General features: G+C 62.9%; 13 protein-coding genes. 10 read left to right on the forward strand and 3 right to left on the reverse strand.

The annotated features are described in order from the left end of the window. Positions 1-2: 2 nt before the first annotated feature. The 5 genes from OKW20_RS17055 to OKW20_RS17075 all read left to right on the forward strand — a co-directional run bounded on the left by OKW20_RS17055 (position 3) and on the right by OKW20_RS17075 (position 6983). Complete coding sequence (locus tag OKW20_RS17055) at positions 3-1919, forward strand: AAA family ATPase (RefSeq protein ID WP_429173755.1); 1917 nt, start codon at positions 3-5, stop codon at positions 1917-1919. Between the two features lie 100 nt (positions 1920-2019). Continuing rightward, positions 2020-2427 carry an endonuclease domain-containing protein gene (locus OKW20_RS17060; protein WP_429173757.1) on the forward strand — a complete coding sequence of 136 codons (408 nt, stop codon included), beginning with the start codon at positions 2020-2022 and terminating at the stop codon, positions 2425-2427. A 93-nt stretch (positions 2428-2520) separates the two neighbouring features. Then, positions 2521-3810, forward strand: a complete 1290-nt coding sequence (locus OKW20_RS17065) for a DUF6638 family protein (RefSeq protein WP_429173758.1) — start codon at positions 2521-2523, stop codon at positions 3808-3810. 3 nt (positions 3811-3813) lie between these two features. Further along, positions 3814-5037 carry a DUF2333 family protein gene (locus tag OKW20_RS17070; RefSeq protein ID WP_429173760.1) on the forward strand — a complete coding sequence of 408 codons (1224 nt, stop codon included), beginning with the start codon at positions 3814-3816 and terminating at the stop codon, positions 5035-5037. A gap of 266 nt (positions 5038-5303) precedes the next feature. Continuing rightward, a complete protein-coding gene (locus tag OKW20_RS17075) occupies positions 5304-6983 on the forward strand; it encodes a formate--tetrahydrofolate ligase (protein ID WP_429173761.1) in 1680 nt (559 codons plus the stop codon). Positions 6984-7133: 150 nt separating this feature from the next. Here OKW20_RS17075 and OKW20_RS17080 read toward each other — a convergent pair whose 3' ends face one another. Then, a complete protein-coding gene (locus OKW20_RS17080) occupies positions 7134-7643 on the reverse strand; it encodes a DUF1993 domain-containing protein (protein ID WP_429173763.1) in 510 nt (169 codons plus the stop codon). 209 nt (positions 7644-7852) lie between these two features. Between OKW20_RS17080 and OKW20_RS17085 the strand changes: the two genes are divergently transcribed. Then, positions 7853-8305: a thioesterase domain-containing protein gene (locus OKW20_RS17085; RefSeq protein ID WP_429173765.1), complete on the forward strand. Its 453-nt coding sequence runs from the start codon at positions 7853-7855 to the stop codon at positions 8303-8305. 26 nt (positions 8306-8331) lie between these two features. On the opposite strand, the gene OKW20_RS17090 is transcribed toward OKW20_RS17085, so the two are convergent. Further along, entirely contained in the window at positions 8332-9243 is a 912-nt protein-coding gene (locus OKW20_RS17090; RefSeq protein WP_429174510.1) for an extensin family protein, read from the reverse strand. A 295-nt stretch (positions 9244-9538) separates the two neighbouring features. On the opposite strand from OKW20_RS17090, the gene OKW20_RS17095 reads away from it, so the two are divergent. The 4 genes from OKW20_RS17095 to OKW20_RS17110 all read left to right on the forward strand — a co-directional run bounded on the left by OKW20_RS17095 (position 9539) and on the right by OKW20_RS17110 (position 14981). Then, the gene (locus tag OKW20_RS17095) at positions 9539-11644 is read left to right on the forward strand and encodes a TonB-dependent receptor domain-containing protein (protein WP_043621067.1); all 2106 of its coding nucleotides are present in this window, start codon (positions 9539-9541) and stop codon (positions 11642-11644) included. A gap of 123 nt (positions 11645-11767) precedes the next feature. Next, on the forward strand, positions 11768-11812 hold the full coding sequence (gene trpLE, locus OKW20_RS17100) for a trpE operon leader peptide TrpLE (protein WP_178385070.1): 45 nt from the start codon (positions 11768-11770) through the stop codon (positions 11810-11812). A gap of 111 nt (positions 11813-11923) precedes the next feature. Next, positions 11924-14113, forward strand: a complete 2190-nt coding sequence (locus OKW20_RS17105; protein WP_429173767.1) for an anthranilate synthase — start codon at positions 11924-11926, stop codon at positions 14111-14113. A 67-nt stretch (positions 14114-14180) separates the two neighbouring features. Further along, positions 14181-14981 carry a phosphotransferase gene (locus OKW20_RS17110; protein ID WP_429173768.1) on the forward strand — a complete coding sequence of 267 codons (801 nt, stop codon included), beginning with the start codon at positions 14181-14183 and terminating at the stop codon, positions 14979-14981. Between the two features lies 1 nt (position 14982). On the opposite strand, the gene OKW20_RS17115 is transcribed toward OKW20_RS17110, so the two are convergent. Further along, entirely contained in the window at positions 14983-15909 is a 927-nt protein-coding gene (locus OKW20_RS17115) for a LysR substrate-binding domain-containing protein (RefSeq protein WP_429173770.1), read from the reverse strand. Between the last annotated feature and the right edge of the window lie 74 nt (positions 15910-15983).

Here is a 15983-nt window from a genome sequence, read left to right on the forward strand (position 1 = left end):
CGATGACACTCAATACAGGCCTGACGACGCTGCACGAGGACGACATCGCCAAGCACCAGGCGGTGGCGCAAGGGCTGGTGACCAAGCTCATCATCCTCGAGCGGGAGGATGTCTCTTCGGGCACCTCGCTTGCCGGCACCGGCCGTCGCTTCGTGTCGACGGTTTCGACCGGCGGGCAGCGGCGCACGCGCGAGGTGGAGCTGACGAAGACGATCCAGGCGGTGCGCCAGGGCGATCCGATGTTTTCGCCGGCCCAACACGCCGTGCTCTATCGCACGCGCCGCGGCATCCAGGTGGCGCTCGCCGTCGCGGACGTCTTTGCCCGCCAGACGAGCCTCGAGCAGCTGCAGGCGAAGAACGCCACTTCGCCGCTTGGCGGCGAGGAGGCCAATCAGTTCAAGGCGCTGCTGTCGGCCTCTGCCTACGTCGCGGCCTTCACGCTTGCCGCCTATCTCGGCGCGACATTGGCAGGCGAGGGCGAGCCGGTCGACGACGCGGTCGAGCCAGACTTCCTGTTCGACACGCCGCAGGATGCCTTGAAGAGCCTCGTCGCGGCGCTTGACGGCAGCCTTGCCGGCTCATCAGACGATCTGGCGCTGACAGCGCGGGCGCGCGCCTTTTCGCGCGTCGCAATCGAAGGGCTGATCGCGCGCAAGGGCCGTTTCACCGGTCTGCAGAGCTTCGAAAACGTGCATATCCGGCTCGACCAGGACGATTTCACGCTGAACGGCTTCGACGTCGCACCGGGCCAGAAGCGTAAACCTCTTGTCATGACCTTCAAGAAGCCGGAAGAGATCATCGGCAACCACATCGCCAAATACCAGGCGCTGAAGCTCGCCAAGATGCTGATGGCCTATGACTTCGACCGGCAGATGAATCCGTTCGTCGAGCTTGGCGGGTTCCTCTTCACCTTCATCGGCGACGGCATGCCGGGCACCGGCAAGACGATCCTGATCCAGATGCTCGCCGGCATGCTCAACGACTATTGCGAGATTGCCGGCTACGCCTTCCACTATGAGAATTTCGGCGTCGACCAGATCTCCTCCTACCAGGGCAAGTCCGGCCAGAACTGCAAGGAATTCGTCAACAACGTCATCAATCCGCGGGCGATCGGCTTCGGCACGATCGACGATGTCGACCAGGTGGCGGCGAAACGCTCCGACGATCGCGCCTCTGCCGGTCAGCACGAGGTGACGGCGGTGCTGATGGAGAGCTTTGCCGGCGCCTCGACGGTGGTGCGCGGCAATTGCACCTTCGGCATGTTCTCCAATTACCCGGAGAATGTCGACGATGCGCTGCGCCAGCGCGCCGGCGCCCGCTGGCTGGTCGATGGGCCGCAGACCGAAGACGACTATATCGACATCTTCGCGCTGCTGGTCGGCAAGAACCACAAGATCCCGCTCGGCGAGCATCAGCTGTTCGAGGGCCAGGAGATCAAGCGCGCTGTCGCCCAGTCCTATGCCGAGCATGCACGGCCGAAGGAAGAGGGCCTCGTCGCCGTCTGGGAGCGCTATGAGAAGGAAAAGGGCGCGATCGCCTCGCTTGCCGACGTCGGCGCCTATCTGCACATGATCAAGGAGGCCGAGCCGCGCTTCACCGGCCGGGCGATCAAGAACATCACCGACGCGATCAAGCTCAGAGCCATGGACGTGGAACTGCCGGACGACTGGTTCAAGGACGCCGGCTCCTTCATGCACAAGGGCTATGATGAAAAGAAAGCGATGATCGAGGCGCTGCGTGGCCCGATCACCATCGACATGGTGCTGCAGGAAATCAACCGCTACGCCGACAGCGAATTCCGCTACACCGACAAATCCGACGACGCCGCCGTCACCGACATCATCCGCCGCGAACGCCAGCGCGAAAAGGCGATCCGCGAGATCGAGGCAATGAAACGCGACGGCCGGTGGCAGGGGTGATGGTGTCTGGCGTCTGGGTCATGCCCGGTTCCGGAACTTGGCTTTCGGGCACGTCCCCTCTCCCCGCTCGCGGGGAGAGGGTTAGGGTGAGGGGCAGACCTTGAGAGGCGCGAATACGAAAGAGACCGAACGCGCCCGGCTCCTCAGGCGCTCAGACAACGAGGCCGAAGCCGTCTTGTGGTCGGAGCTGAGAGGACGTCGGCTCAACGATTACAAGTTCGTGCGGCAGTTTCCGATCGGCCGGTACTTTGCCGATTTCGCCTGCCGCGACCACCATCTCGTTGTCGAAGTCGACGGTAGCCAGCATGCAAACAGGAGTAGCGATTCAATTCGCGATATGTACATGGTGGCCAGTGGATGGAATGTCGCTCGCTTCTGGAACACGCACGTTTTGAAGGAACGTGGGACGGTTCTTGAGACGATCGTCGCTATCCTGGAAAAGCGGCTGACGGACGAAGTGAGAGCAACGGATTTGACGTTCATTCCAGCGGGCGGAAGACATGATTGAGCTATGGCGAGTTGCCCCTCACCCTAGCCCTCTCCCCGCAGGCGGGGAGAGGGGATGTGGCCTATGCGACACCTGCGCTAGAGGGGATGTCGTATGAACCGCCTGCTCGAAGCCGAATTGATCTATGGACGGTTGCTCGACATTTCCGAGCCGCATCTGATCGCGCGCTACAACAAGGCGCTCGAAGGCTTCGGCCTGCGGCCAACGGCGCTGACGCAGTTCAGCATCGACATGACCGGGTTTTCGCCCGAGATCGCCGAGGAGCTGGGGGATCGTGACTATCTCGATCCGAACCGGGTCAACCGTCGTTTCATCATCATGACGCCGGAACAGGCGGAGCTGCCGTGCGTGCATACGAGCTTCTCCAATACCGCCGCGCTGATGCACGAGTTCTTCAACGCCAACAGCCGTGCGATCAACGCCATCACCATCAAGGATGCGCTCTATGGCGAGATCGAGGATTCGGTCTCGGTCGTAAACGACATTGACGATCTCTTGTCGATCAACGAGGTGCGTTTCCGGGTGCTGTCGGCCGAGGACATGCTCGGCAAGGCGGCCGAACTGCGTGGCCTTGTCGACCGCTTGAAGAAGGTGCCGACGGCCTGGGCCGACGACGAGATGCTGACGCGCATGGTCGAGCTTGCCAAGCAGACCGGCGACATCCGACAGAACGCGCTGGTGCCGGATCAGCTCGTCTTCCGCCATGAGGCGTTCTGGGCCAACCATTTCGGCGGCGTCTACATCTTCCTCGACCACAAGACGACGACGGTCATCTGCGACCCTTCCGTGCCGGGCTTCCGCCGTTCGCGCCCTTGGCAGGTGAGCTACATCGCCATCAACGATCACGCCCGGATCTACGACTTCCTCGCCTCGACCAAGCGGCTGCAACTGCCGCAGGCGTCCTGGGTCGAGGATTCCGGACTTTATCAGCACCGCGCCGACATGGTGGTGCGTGGGCTGATCAACGAGAGCGACCCGACGGCCGATCTTGCCAACGCCGACCGGATCTGGCTGCAGACCTGGATGCACCGCAATGCTGCCGTCGTCGCCAAGGACGGCGCCTATCCGTTCCTGCAGGAGATGATCCGCACGGTTGCTGCGACCGGCACGATCAAGATGCAGGACGTGGCGCCGGTAAACCGCTTCATGCTGGTGCGCGCCGCACCGGCCCATCCGGACCAGTGGCTGGTCAACCGGCTGATCTCGCAGCTTGTTCCGCGCGATTTCGTCTCGCGCTTCGTTTTCGACAAGCAGGGCTTCTACGACGCCTACGAGCGTTATAGCGAAAGCTTCAAGGCCTATGTTGTGGCGACGCTGACCGGCACATATCTGAAAGACAAGGCGGCTTTCCGCCACAAGCTTTACGGCCTCAGAGAGGAATAGGACATGTTCGACCCGATCGTTGCGTTTTTCCAGCGTGTCTTTACCGCGATCGGCCGCGGCATCGGGCTCGCCGTCGCCTGGCTGCTCTGGCCATTTATCGCGGTGGGCAACTGGTATCGTCAGCGCAGCTGGATCATCAAGGGACCGATCGGCATCGTCCTGCTCGGCCTGGTCCTGTTCTACGGTTACTTCATCTGGCAGACCCAGGCCTGGACGAACTTCAACGAAGACTATGTCGATCGCTACAAGCTGGCCGAGCGCAAGGTCCCTGCCGGCTCGCCGATGAGCGGCCCCGGTACCACCTCGACAGGCCAGTCGACGAGCGGCGGCGCCAGCAATCTTGCGGGCGTGGCCACGCAGCCGATGGAATCGACGCCGGAGGCGCTCGCGGCCGTGCAGCTACCGGCAGGCACCGTCTGCCAGACCTCGGCCATCGTCGATGTCACGGCTGATTTGATCGACTTCAACGTCAACGAGAACGCCTGGATCTCGTCGATGCTGCTCTACAAGCTTGGCTTCTTCGGGCTCGACTGGGACGACACGCCCTGGCTCGACAACAAGGCGTCGTTCCAGCGCGGGGTCAACCAGGCGATCCGCCGGACCTCGGTGGAGCTGGTCGATTCGCTCGGTCGCATGCGCGGCACCTCGGGCATCAACAACGCGCTGCAGAGCGCGCGCGGCAACATGCAGTTCGACGAGGAGACCTGGTATTTCGGGATCAACCCGTTTGGCCCGAAGACGCCGACGCCGAGCTTCTACCGGGCGGCGATGAAGGATCTGAGGTCGTTCAACACGACGCTCAGCAAGTGCGAAGCAATCTTCGACGGTCGCTCGGACAACCTCGTCGAATTCCTCGACCGTGTCGCCAACGACCTCGGCAACACCTCGGCGATCCTGCGCGAGCGTTCGGAAAACCACAATGGCGGCTGGTTCGACACGCGCGCCGACGATCGCTTCTGGTTCGCCTATGGCCAGCTCTACGGCTATTACGGCATTCTCTCGGCAGCCGGCGCCGACTTCGACAACGTGGTTGCCCAGCGCGGCCTGCTGCCGATCTGGACGGAAACGATCAAGCAGCTGCGCGCGGCGCTGCGCATCCAGCCCTGGATCATTTCCAACGGCGAGGAAGCCGGGTGGATCATGCCGACGCATCTGGCGACCATGGGCTTCTATACGCTGCGGGTGCGCTCCAACATCGTCGAAATGCGCGACATTCTCGCCCGTTAAGGCAGACAACGAGGTGGCCGGCCGCCAAAGGGCGGCCGCCGCCGATCTTGAGTTAGCGGGATGTGGCGGAAGCCGCAGACACGTCTTCTCCTCCCGCTTACTGCATGTGTCCTTTGATCGTGTTCGATCAAAGGACAAAAACATGCAGCAAATCAAAGTGCTACAGCGACCTTTGAGCGTCTGATGAGACGCGCGGCGCTGTAGGCATTGCGAACCGCGCTTTGGAAGGCGTGGACGAAAACGAGACCCTGGGGAGGGGACATGTCATGACGGAGGTCAAGTCCGATATCGAGATTGCGCGCGCGGCGAAGAAGAAACCGATCCTGGAGATCGGCGCGGCGCTCGGCATACCGGCAGAGGATCTGCTGCCCTATGGCCATGACAAGGCGAAGATCGGCGCGGATTTCATCGCAAGGCAGCGCGAAAAGAAGAACGGCCATCTGATCCTGGTGACGGCGATCAACCCGACACCGGCCGGCGAGGGCAAGACGACGACGACCGTCGGCCTTGGCGACGGGCTCAACCGCATCGGCAAGAAGGCGATCGTCTGCATCCGCGAGGCCTCGCTCGGACCCTGCTTCGGCGTCAAAGGCGGCGCTGCCGGCGGCGGCTATGCGCAGGTGGTGCCGATGGAGGACATGAACCTCCACTTCACCGGCGACTTCCACGCGATCACCTCGGCGCACAATCTGCTGGCGGCGCTGATCGACAACCACATCTACTGGGGCAACGAGCAGAACATCGACATCCGCCGCATCGCCTGGCGGCGGGTGATGGACATGAACGACCGGGCGCTGCGCAGCATCGTCGGCTCGCTCGGCGGGGTTGCCAACGGCTATCCGCGCGAAACCGGTTTCGACATCACCGTCGCCTCCGAGGTCATGGCGATCCTGTGCCTGTCGCGGGATTTGAAGGATCTGGAACAGCGGCTCGGCAACATCATCATCGCATACCGCCGCGACAAGAGCCCGGTGTTTGCGCGCGACATCAAGGCCGATGGCGCAATGACCGTGCTGCTCAAGGATGCGATGCAGCCGAACCTGGTGCAGACGCTCGAAAACAATCCTGCCTTCGTGCATGGCGGTCCCTTCGCCAACATCGCTCATGGCTGCAACTCGGTGGTCGCGACGACGACGGCGCTGAAGCTAGCCGATTTCGTCGTGACCGAAGCGGGGTTCGGCGCCGATCTCGGGGCGGAAAAATTCTTCGACATCAAGTGCCGGAAGGCCGGGCTGAAGCCCGATGCGGCGGTGCTGGTCGCGACCGTTCGCGCGATCAAGATGAACGGCGGCGTCAAGAAAGACGACCTCGGCCGGGAAAACCTGGAGGCGCTGCGCAAAGGCTGCGCCAATCTCGGCCGGCATGTGCAGAACGTCAAGAAGTTCGGCGTTCCCGTCATCGTCGCGATCAACCACTTCACCTCCGATACCGAGGCCGAAGTGCAGGCGATCAAGGACTATGTAGCGACGCTCGGCGCCGAGGCCGTGCTCTGCCGCCATTGGGCCGAGGGCTCGGCCGGCATCGAGGAACTCGCGGTGAAGGTGGCGGCACTTGCCGAGGGCGGGCATTCGCAGTTCTCGCCGCTGTACCCGGACGAGATGTCGCTCTTCCACAAGATCGAGACGATCGCCAAGGACATCTATCATGCGAGCGAAGTGATCGCCGACAAGTCGGTGCGCGACCAGCTGCGCAGCTGGGAGGATCAGGGCTACGGCCATCTGCCGATCTGCATGGCCAAGACGCAATATTCCTTCTCGACCGACCCGAACCTGCGCGGCGCACCGACAGGCCATGCGGTGCCGATCCGCGAGGTGCGGCTGGCCGCCGGCGCCGGCTTCATCGTGGTGATCACCGGCGAGATCATGACGATGCCCGGCCTGCCAAAGGTGCCCTCGTCGGAAAAGATCTTCCTCAACGAGCAGGGCTACATCGAGGGGCTGTTCTAGAGCATGTCGCGTAAAAGTGCGCAGCGGTTTTGCGATTACGACATGCAACAAATCAATAACTTAAAACGCTTCCTGCCTGCCTGAAAAACAATGCCGCGCATCCGGGTGTATGCGCGGCATTTTTGTGTCCGGGGTATTCCGCGGCGGAAGCTAGGCGGTGAGGCTGAGGAAGTCCGCCTTGCCGACCGGGACGCCGTTGTGGCGCAGGATGTCGTAGGCGGTCGTCAGGTGGAAATAGAAGTTCGGCAGCACGAATTTCTGCAGGTATTCCTCACCCGTGAGCGTCACCTTCAGCGTCGGGAAGTTGAGCACGACCTCGCGGCTGTCGCTGTCTTCGAGATCATCAGGGCTGACCGTTTCGAGGAAGGCAACGGTCTTGGCGATGCGCTGGCGCAGTTCGTCCAGGGTCTTTTCCTCGTCGGCAAAGCGGGGCACTTCGATCGACGTCAGTCGGCCGACGAGACCCTTGCTCGTGTCGCTGACACGTTGCACCTGACCGGCAAGCGTCAGCATATCGGGCGCCAGCCGGGCGTTGACGAGATCATCCGTGGAGATGCCTTTTTCCCGGGCGAAAGCCTCTGCCTTGTCGAGCAGCCTGGTGAGGACACCAAGGCCGCGAACGAGTGCGGGAATGGAGAGCTGGTACATCGTCAATGCCATGACAGATTTCCTTGAGAAGGGGCGTAAAACGGGTGGATTTTCCTCGCGCCGTATTTGGGAGCAGGGGCGGGCTCCTGCAAGGCGCGCGGCCCGGTATCTTTTGGGCTATGGGATGCTTGCGGGAGACGTTAGGACGCAGGCGCCTGTCTCTCGCCAGGACACGTGGTCTCGTGCATTGATCCGGGCAGGAACGCATCAGGGATGCCACGATGACACCAGAGGAACTTCAGGCCTATCTTCATAACCACATCCCGCTGTCGGCGGCGATGCAGGTGCGGGTGGATGCGGCGACGGGCGATCACGTGCTGCTCTCGGCACCGCTTGCGCCCAACATCAACCACCGCGAAACGGTGTTCGGCGGCAGCGCCTCGGCGCTTGCGATCCTGTCGGCCTGGTCGCTGCTGCATGTGCGCTTGCGCCAAAGCGGGGTGGCGGCGCGGTTGGTGATCCAGAGCAACCGGATGGATTATCTGAAGCCGGTGGCCGGTGCCTTCTCCGCACGCTCGTCGCTGGCGGATGCCGGGCAATGGCCGGGCTTTCTGCGATTGCTCGAACGTCGGGGCAGGGCGCGCGCCGTGGTCGTTGCCGACCTCCTCGACGGCGACAGCGTGGCCGGTCGCTTCGAGGGCGAGTTCGTCGCCCTTGGCTACGGAAACGCCTGACCGCGTCAGCGCAAGGAGGCTCATTCCTAGCGGCAGTAGCGGTAGTCGTTGCGGCGTTCGATGACGTCGAGATGCAGGTGCGTCTCGTGGGCGGCGTCGCTGCCGGGGTCGAGCACGGTCTTGAAGTAGAGGCAGGCGGACGCGGTGACCGCGCGCTGGAACGCGCCGTCCATGGTGCCGTCCTCGTCGCGCGGCTGGATGGCGATCGTCGTGCCGTTGCTCAATGTGAAGGAGGCGATGTCGACGGCGTTGCCGTGCGCATGCTCGGAGATCTTGCCCGTTGTCGCATTGTTGCGCAGGCGGCAGATATAGGTCGATGCCTGGTTCAGCGCCTTGATCTTGATGGTTTTGTCGAAGGCGACTTCTGCGGCCGGCTGGGCGGTCTCCTTGGTCCAGCGCGCCAGCGCCAGCGCGGTTTCGCAGCGCATCAGCCCTTTGGGTGCGAGCGTGACGTCGGGCAGAATGCTGGTGACCTCCAGCGGCTTGTCGATGCCGCAGCCCTTGCCGTCGTCGATGCGCTTGGCTTCGCCGAAGGTCGCGCCGATTGCTTTCAGATCGGCGACGCATTTTGCATAGTCGGCGGCATTCTCCGCCTCTACCGGCGGATAGACGATCGGCGCGGGTTTTTCTTCTTTCTTCTCGTCGGCGGGCTGGCCCTTTCCGTCCGTGCCTGGCTTTTGATCCCCAGCCGCGCCATCACTGCCGTCCTTCGGCTTCGGCTCCGGCACAGCCTGTTTGTCGGTGGCCGGCGGCACCTTTGACGGATCGGCCTTGCCACCGACCGTGGGCGTCGCCGGTTTCTCTTCGGGTGTTGGAGCAGCCTCTTTTTCTCCCGCCTCGCTTGGCGGCTTTTTTAGCGGGATCGGTCCGGATTTCGGCAGGCTGGCGCCGGTGAGGATCAGGAGTGACAGCAGGATCAAGGGAAAAGAGCGACGCATCCGGTTCCTTTCTCGTGCCCCCGCAGCGGGGCCTGGAAGGAAAGGAACGCACGGAACCGGATCTGGTTTCATCCGGCCTTCGGCAAAAGCGTTGCACTTTAGCAACGCCTCGAATTGGCACGACCCCATAAATTGTGGGGAGGGGCTTTGTATGTTGACAAGAACACTCATGTTTTTTATGCGGCATAAATGAGGCGACGACATGTCGCGCCGCTCTAGAATCTACCGCCCAGCCAGCCCCTTGAGTTCGCCGCTCAACAGCAAGCCCGGCCTCCGAAAATCAAAGGATTGGTCCATGCTCACCCGGCATCGTCGCCTGGCTCTCTTGGCTTGCACGACAACATTTGCACTTTCCGCGGCAACCCTCGCATTCGCGCAGAGCGCGACAACCCAGGCCAAGCCGGAAGAGAAAAAGGCCGAGGAGACCAAGGCCGGCGAAACCTACCTCTCTCCGATCGTGGCGAAGGGCTCGCGCACGAGCGATCCTTATGCCAAGGCCGGCCCGGTTAGCGTCGTCACCTCGGACCAGATCGATCTGCAGTCGGGCCAGGAAACTGACGACCTTCTGCGCGGCGTTCCGGGAACGTCGACGGCGAACAATCCACAGAACCCGGGTGTTGCTGTCAACATTCGTGGCTTTGAAGGGTCCGGCCGCGTCAACATGATGATCGACGGCGTTCGTCAGAACTTCCGGTTCACCGGTCACGAAGCCCAGGGCTTTGCCTATTTCGATCCGGCGTTCCTGTCCGAAATTGACGTGACGCGCGGCGCCGTCACCGGGGTCGGCGGTGGCGCGCTCGCCGGTTCCGTCAATTTCAAGACCTATGACGTCGAGGACCTGATCCAGGACGGCAAGAACTATGGCGGTATCGCATCGGCAACCTATGGCACGAACGGCGCCGGATGGTCGGAGTCGCTGATCGGCGCCTATCGTTTCAACGATGTCTTCTCGGTGCTTGGCGGTATCAGCAAGGCCGATCCCGGCAACTACGACAACGGCAACGGCGTCGAGGTTCCCTTCACCGAGGAGGATCTTCTCTCGGGCCTCTTGAAGTTTGAAGTGACGCCGGACAAGGACCACACGTTCAAGCTTACCGGCGTCACCTACGACAACGACTTCTTCGCGAACTCCTATTTCCAGAACGTGAAGAACCAGACGGTTTCGGCCAGCTACGCCTACACGCCGGACAACGAACTCATCGACTTCCGTGCCAATGCCTATTGGAACCGGCTGAAGATGAAGTACGACACCGACATTCGCGGCGGCGGCACGGCGGCCGGTCGTCGCATCACTGACACCGGCAAGGGCTTTGACATCTCGAACACCTCGCTGTTCGATCTTGGCGACGTTGCCGTGAAGGCGAACTACGGCGTCGAGTACTTCCGCGACGATTACGATGTCATCAACAGCACGGCCCGGCCGGGCGCAGGCGTCAACGGTAGCGGCACCAATGCCACCACCGGCGTCTTCAGCAACACGACTTTCACCTATGGCATGTTGGATCTGACGGCTGGCCTCAGGTGGGATCACTTCAGCCTCGATGGCTCCGGCGCCGTCGTTGCCGGCAACCCGATCGGCCTTCCGGCCGGGCCCTACACGGTCGACAAGTCCGATGGCCGCCTCAACCCGAGCGTCACGGTCGCGCTCAATCCGACGGACTGGTTCCAGCCCTACGTGACCTACGCGGAAACCTCGCGTTCGCCGACGGTCAACGAGACCTTTGCCGGCGGCACCCATCCGGGTCCTTCGGGCCAGTCGTTCTTCCCCAATCCGTTCCTCGAGCCGGAAACGTCCAAGGGCTGGGAAATCGGTGCGAACTTCGCCTTCGACGGCCTGCTCGACTCGAGCGACAGCCTGCGGGTGAAGGCCAACTACTTCCATAACCGCATCGACAACTACATCACCGCCGTCCTGCTCAACGGTGGTCGCCAGATCTTCTTCGCCAACACCCCGGGCACGTCGACCGTCCAGGGCTTCGAACTACAGGCGGCCTACGATGCCGGCTACGTCTTCGGTGACCTTGCCTATACCTACACCGACAGCAAGCTGCCGAGCCAGGTCAACGGCTTCGGCGTCCAGAGCTACCTGCCTGAAAACATCATCAGCGCAACGCTCGGCGCCCGTTTCCTCGAGGACCAGCGCCTTTCGGTCGGTACGCGTCTCTATGCCGTTTCGAACGCCTATGTCGGCGAAATCAATCGCACGCCGCCGAACGTGCCTGGCTACGGTCTGGTGGACCTTTTCGCCAACTACAAGTTCGAAAACGGCTTCGAAGTCACGGCGCAGGTCACGAACCTGTTCGACAAGACCTACACGCCGTCGTCGAGCACGATCGCCGGCAGCACGATCGATACCGGCCGCGGCCGCACGTTCCTGGTGACGGCTAAGGCGAAGTTCTGATAGGGTCAGATCAATTCCAGTCAGGCGGCTCTTCGGAGCCGCCTCTTTTTTTGACGCAACCGTGACGATGCGCGCCGCTTTCCCGCTTGCGCATGGCGGCAACCCAAGCTAACACTTTCGCCCATGGAAAACGCACGCAACATTTCGATCTGGTGGTGGGCTCGCTGAAGCGGCCTTGACCAGTCATGCGTGATTGAGAGATGAAGCCGCCCGGAGATTTCGAGGCGGCTTTTTTGTATCCAGGCCGCTCAAGGACCGGGCTTTTACGGAGCGAGGCGAATGGCAACGGTAATTCTCGAGGACGGCTCGGAGAGCTATACCACCAAGGGCGGCATCACGGTGACGCGCCGCCGGCGGGAGGCGTCCTATGGCCAGGCGATCGCGAGCTATGTGGACAAGCTCGACGAACGCCGCGGCGCAGTGTTCTCCTCCAACTACGAATATCCCGGCCGTTACACCCGGTGGGACACGGCCGTCGTCGATCCGCCGCTCGGCATTTCCTCCTTCGGTCGTTCGCTCTGGATCGAGGCCTATAACGGCCGCGGCGAAGTGCTGCTTGCGATCATCGCTGAGCACCTGAAGACCGTCGCCGACATCACGCTCGGTGCTTCGACCAGCCGTCGCCTGGATCTGACGATCAACGCACCGGATCGCGTCTTCACCGAAGAAGAGCGCTCGAAGATGCCGACGGTGTTCAGCGTGCTGCGCGCCGTCACCAACCTCTTCCATTCGGCCGAGGATGCGAGCCTCGGGCTCTATGGCGCCTTCGGCTACGACCTTGCCTTCCAGTTCGATGCGATCGACCTGAAGCTCAAGCGTCCCGACGACCAGCGCGACATGGTGCTGTTCCTGCCGGACGAGATCCTTGTCGTCGACCACTATGCGGCGAAGGCCTGGATCGACCGCTACGATTTCGCCAAGGACGGCAAGACGACCGAGGGCAAGGCGGAAGAGATCGCCAGCGAGCCCTTCAAGACCGTCGATACCATCCCGCCGCATGGCGATCATCACCCCGGCGAATATGCCGAACTCGTCGTCAAGGCGAAGGAGAGCTTCCGCCGCGGCGACCTGTTCGAAGTCGTGCCCGGCCAGAAATTCTTCGAGCGCTGCGAGAGCAAGCCGTCGGAGATTTCCAACCGCTTGAAGGCGATCAATCCGTCGCCCTATTCCTTCTTCATCAATCTCGGCAACCAGGAATATCTCGTCGGCGCTTCGCCGGAAATGTTCGTGCGCGTTTCGGGCCGCCGCATCGAGACCTGCCCGATCTCCGGCACGATCAAACGCGGCGACGATCCGATCGCTGACAGCGAACAGATCCTGAAGCTCTTGAACTCCAAGAAGGACGAGTCCGAACTCACCATGTGCTCGGACGTCGACCGCAACGACAAGAGCCGTGTCTGCGTGCCGGGTTCCGTCAAGGTCATCGGCCGCCGCCAGATCGAGATGTATTCGCGCCTGATCCACACGGTGGACCACATCGAGGGACGCCTGCGCGACGACATGGACGCCTTCGACGGCTTCCTCAGCCACGCCTGGGCAGTGACCGTCACCGGCGCGCCGAAGCTCTGGGCCATGCGCTTCATCGAGAGCCATGAGAAGAGCCCGCGCGCATGGTATGGTGGCGCCATCGGCATGGTCGGCTTCAACGGCGACATGAACACGGGCCTGACGCTGCGCACGATCCGCATCAAGGATGGTATCGCCGAGGTCAGGGCAGGGGCGACGCTGCTCTATGATTCAAACCCGGAAGAAGAAGAAGCCGAAACCGAACTGAAGGCCTCCGCCATGATCGCTGCCATTCGCGATGCGAGATCCGCCAATGCCGGCAAGGCCGGTCGCGACGTTGCCGCCGTCGGCGCCGGCGTCAATATCCTGCTGGTGGATCACGAGGACAGCTTCGTCCACACGCTCGCCAACTACTTCCGCCAGACGGGGGCGATGGTCACGACGGTGCGCACGCCGGTGGCCGAAGAGATCTTCGATCGGGTGAAGCCGGATCTGGTCGTGCTTTCGCCCGGACCGGGCAATCCCAAGGATTTCGATTGCAAGGCGACGATCAAGAAGGCGCGGGCGCGCGACCTGCCGATCTTCGGCGTCTGCCTGGGGCTGCAGGCGCTGGCCGAAGCCTATGGCGGCGATCTGCGCCAACTGGCGATCCCGATGCACGGCAAGCCGTCGCGCATCCGGGTGCTGGAGCCCGGCATCGTCTTTTCCGGTCTCGGCAAGGAAGTGACCGTTGGTCGCTACCATTCGATCTTTGCCGATCCGGCCAGCCTGCCTGCCGACTTCATGATCACCGCCGAGAGCGAAGACGGTACGATCATGGGCATCGAGCACACCAAGGAGCCGGTGGCTGCCGTACAGTTCCATCCGGAATCGATCATGACGCTCGGCGGCGACGCCGGCATGCGGATGATCGAAAACGTCGTGGCGCATCTCGCCAAGCGCGCCAAGGTCAAGGCCGCCTGATATCCCAGACCACGGAAGCGGTGCGTCGGCGCTGCTTCCGGTCGCGCGGGCGTTTGCTGGAGGTCCCATGACGGGAAAGGACGGCATGGCAGACGATACGCCCTTGAGCGGAGGCGGCCGCACGGCCGTCAGCCGCAGGGGCTCGGTCGTGCTTCGGGAAACCGGGCCGTGGGCGCCTTCCGTGCACGCGCTTCTGCGGCACTTCGCGGCCGTCGGCTTCGATGGCGCGCCGCGCGTCGTCGGCTCCGGCTTCGATGATCGTGGCCGCGAAATGCTGACCTATGTCGAGGGCGACATCCTCAATCCCGCACCCTGGTCGGACGCGGCGATCTTCGCGCTCGGGCGGCTGACGCGGAAGATGCATGACGCCGCCGCATCCTTTCAGGTTCCGGCGCAGGCGAACTGGCGCCCTTGGTTCGGGCGCACGGTCGGCACTGCCGATATCGTCGGCCATTGCGATGCGGCCCCGTGGAACATCGTTTCGCGCGACGGTCTTCCGGCCGCGTTCATCGACTGGGAGGCGGCCGGGCCCGTCGATCGCCTGACCGAGCTTGCGATGGTCGCCTGGAACAATGCCCAGCTTTATGACGACGGCGTTGCCGAGATGAACGGCCTCGCCGATGCTGCCTCAAGGATGCGGCAGGTGCGTCTCTTTGCCGACGGCTACGGCCTTGATGCGGGCGAGCGCCGCCGCCTTGCGGATCGGATCATCGTCTTTGCCGCCGAGAGCGCGGCCAACGAGGCCTTCGAACTCGATATCCGCCCGGAAAGCGAACACGTGCCACGCGTTTGGGGCATCGCCTGGCAGGCCCGCAGCGTCGCGTGGATTTTGCGCAACCGCGCGATGCTCGACGCTGCCCTTTCCTGACCTACGGCGCCGTCTGTGTGGCCGGCATGCGCTCGCAGCGATCGGCAAACAGACGTTCGCTCAGGAAATCGACGAAGACGCGGACCTTCGGCGAGAGATGCCGGTTTGACGGCCAGAGCAGGTGGAACTGCCCGGGAGCGTCGAGGTAGGCGTCGAGCACGGTGCGCAGCCGGCCGTCGCTCAGCGGCTGGCGCGCGAGAAAATCGGGCAGGCAGCCGATGCCGAGTCCGCTGAGGACGGCACCGCTCAACGCCTCCATGTTGTTGCAGTTGAGGATGGTCCTGATCTGCGGTTCGGGTCCGCCCGGCGGCATGGCGATCGGCCATTCCTGCAGCTTGCGGCTGTTGGGAAAACGGAAGCGGATCGCGTGGTGGCCATCGAGATCGCGCGGGCATTCGGGCGTGCCGTGTCGGTCGAGATAGGCGGGTGCCGCGCAAAGCAGAAGCTGGAAGGGCCTGAGCGCCCGGGTCATCAGCCGGGAATCCGGCAGCACGCCGCTGCGAATGGCGACATCCACTTCCTCGTCGATCAGATCGACGATGCGGTCGTTGAAGTCGAGATCGAGTTCGACCTCGGGGTAGCGCCGCACGAAGTCCGGCAGGACCGGCAGCAATAGATGGTAGCTGACGATCGGCACGCTGACGCGCAGCCGTCCGCGCGGCACGGCCACCGCTTCGGCCAACGATGCCTCAGCGTCGTCGAGATCGTCGAGGATGCGGCGGCAGCGCTCATGAAAGAGCCGGCCTTCCTCGGTCAATCTTATGCTTCTGGTCGAGCGCTGCAGCAGGCGGACGCCGAGCTCTCGTTCGAGATTGGTGACGGCCTTGCCGACCGCTGAAGCGGACAGGCCAAGCACGCGCCCGGCGGCGACGAAGCTGCCGAGATCGGCGGTGCGGACGAAGGCGGTCAAGCCACTCAGGCGATCCATTGCTTCTCCATTCGAGCGCTTTATTCCGGTATAAGTGGCATGAGGGTGTGGTTTTCATCCGATTATGTCGAAAC

It is taken from the genome of Ensifer sp. LBL (genome assembly GCF_050435225.1).
GTDB lineage: Bacteria > Pseudomonadota > Alphaproteobacteria > Rhizobiales > Rhizobiaceae > Ensifer.

Excerpts from the sequence above, each read along its gene's own strand:
- OKW20_RS17055 (WP_429173755.1), top strand. The coding sequence starts at position 3 with ATGACACTCAATACAGGCCTGACGACGCTGCACGAGGACGACATCGCC.
- OKW20_RS17065 (WP_429173758.1), top strand. The coding sequence starts at position 2,521 with ATGAACCGCCTGCTCGAAGCCGAATTGATCTATGGACGGTTGCTCGAC.
- OKW20_RS17070 (WP_429173760.1), top strand. The coding sequence starts at position 3,814 with ATGTTCGACCCGATCGTTGCGTTTTTCCAGCGTGTCTTTACCGCGATC.
- OKW20_RS17075 (WP_429173761.1), top strand. The coding sequence starts at position 5,304 with ATGACGGAGGTCAAGTCCGATATCGAGATTGCGCGCGCGGCGAAGAAG.
- OKW20_RS17080 (WP_429173763.1), bottom strand. The coding sequence starts at position 7,643 with ATGGCATTGACGATGTACCAGCTCTCCATTCCCGCACTCGTTCGCGGC.
- OKW20_RS17085 (WP_429173765.1), top strand. The coding sequence starts at position 7,853 with ATGACACCAGAGGAACTTCAGGCCTATCTTCATAACCACATCCCGCTG.
- OKW20_RS17090 (WP_429174510.1), bottom strand. The coding sequence starts at position 9,243 with ATGCGTCGCTCTTTTCCCTTGATCCTGCTGTCACTCCTGATCCTCACC.
- OKW20_RS17095 (WP_043621067.1), top strand. The coding sequence starts at position 9,539 with ATGCTCACCCGGCATCGTCGCCTGGCTCTCTTGGCTTGCACGACAACA.
- OKW20_RS17105 (WP_429173767.1), top strand. The coding sequence starts at position 11,924 with ATGGCAACGGTAATTCTCGAGGACGGCTCGGAGAGCTATACCACCAAG.
- OKW20_RS17110 (WP_429173768.1), top strand. The coding sequence starts at position 14,181 with ATGACGGGAAAGGACGGCATGGCAGACGATACGCCCTTGAGCGGAGGC.
- OKW20_RS17115 (WP_429173770.1), bottom strand. The coding sequence starts at position 15,909 with ATGGATCGCCTGAGTGGCTTGACCGCCTTCGTCCGCACCGCCGATCTC.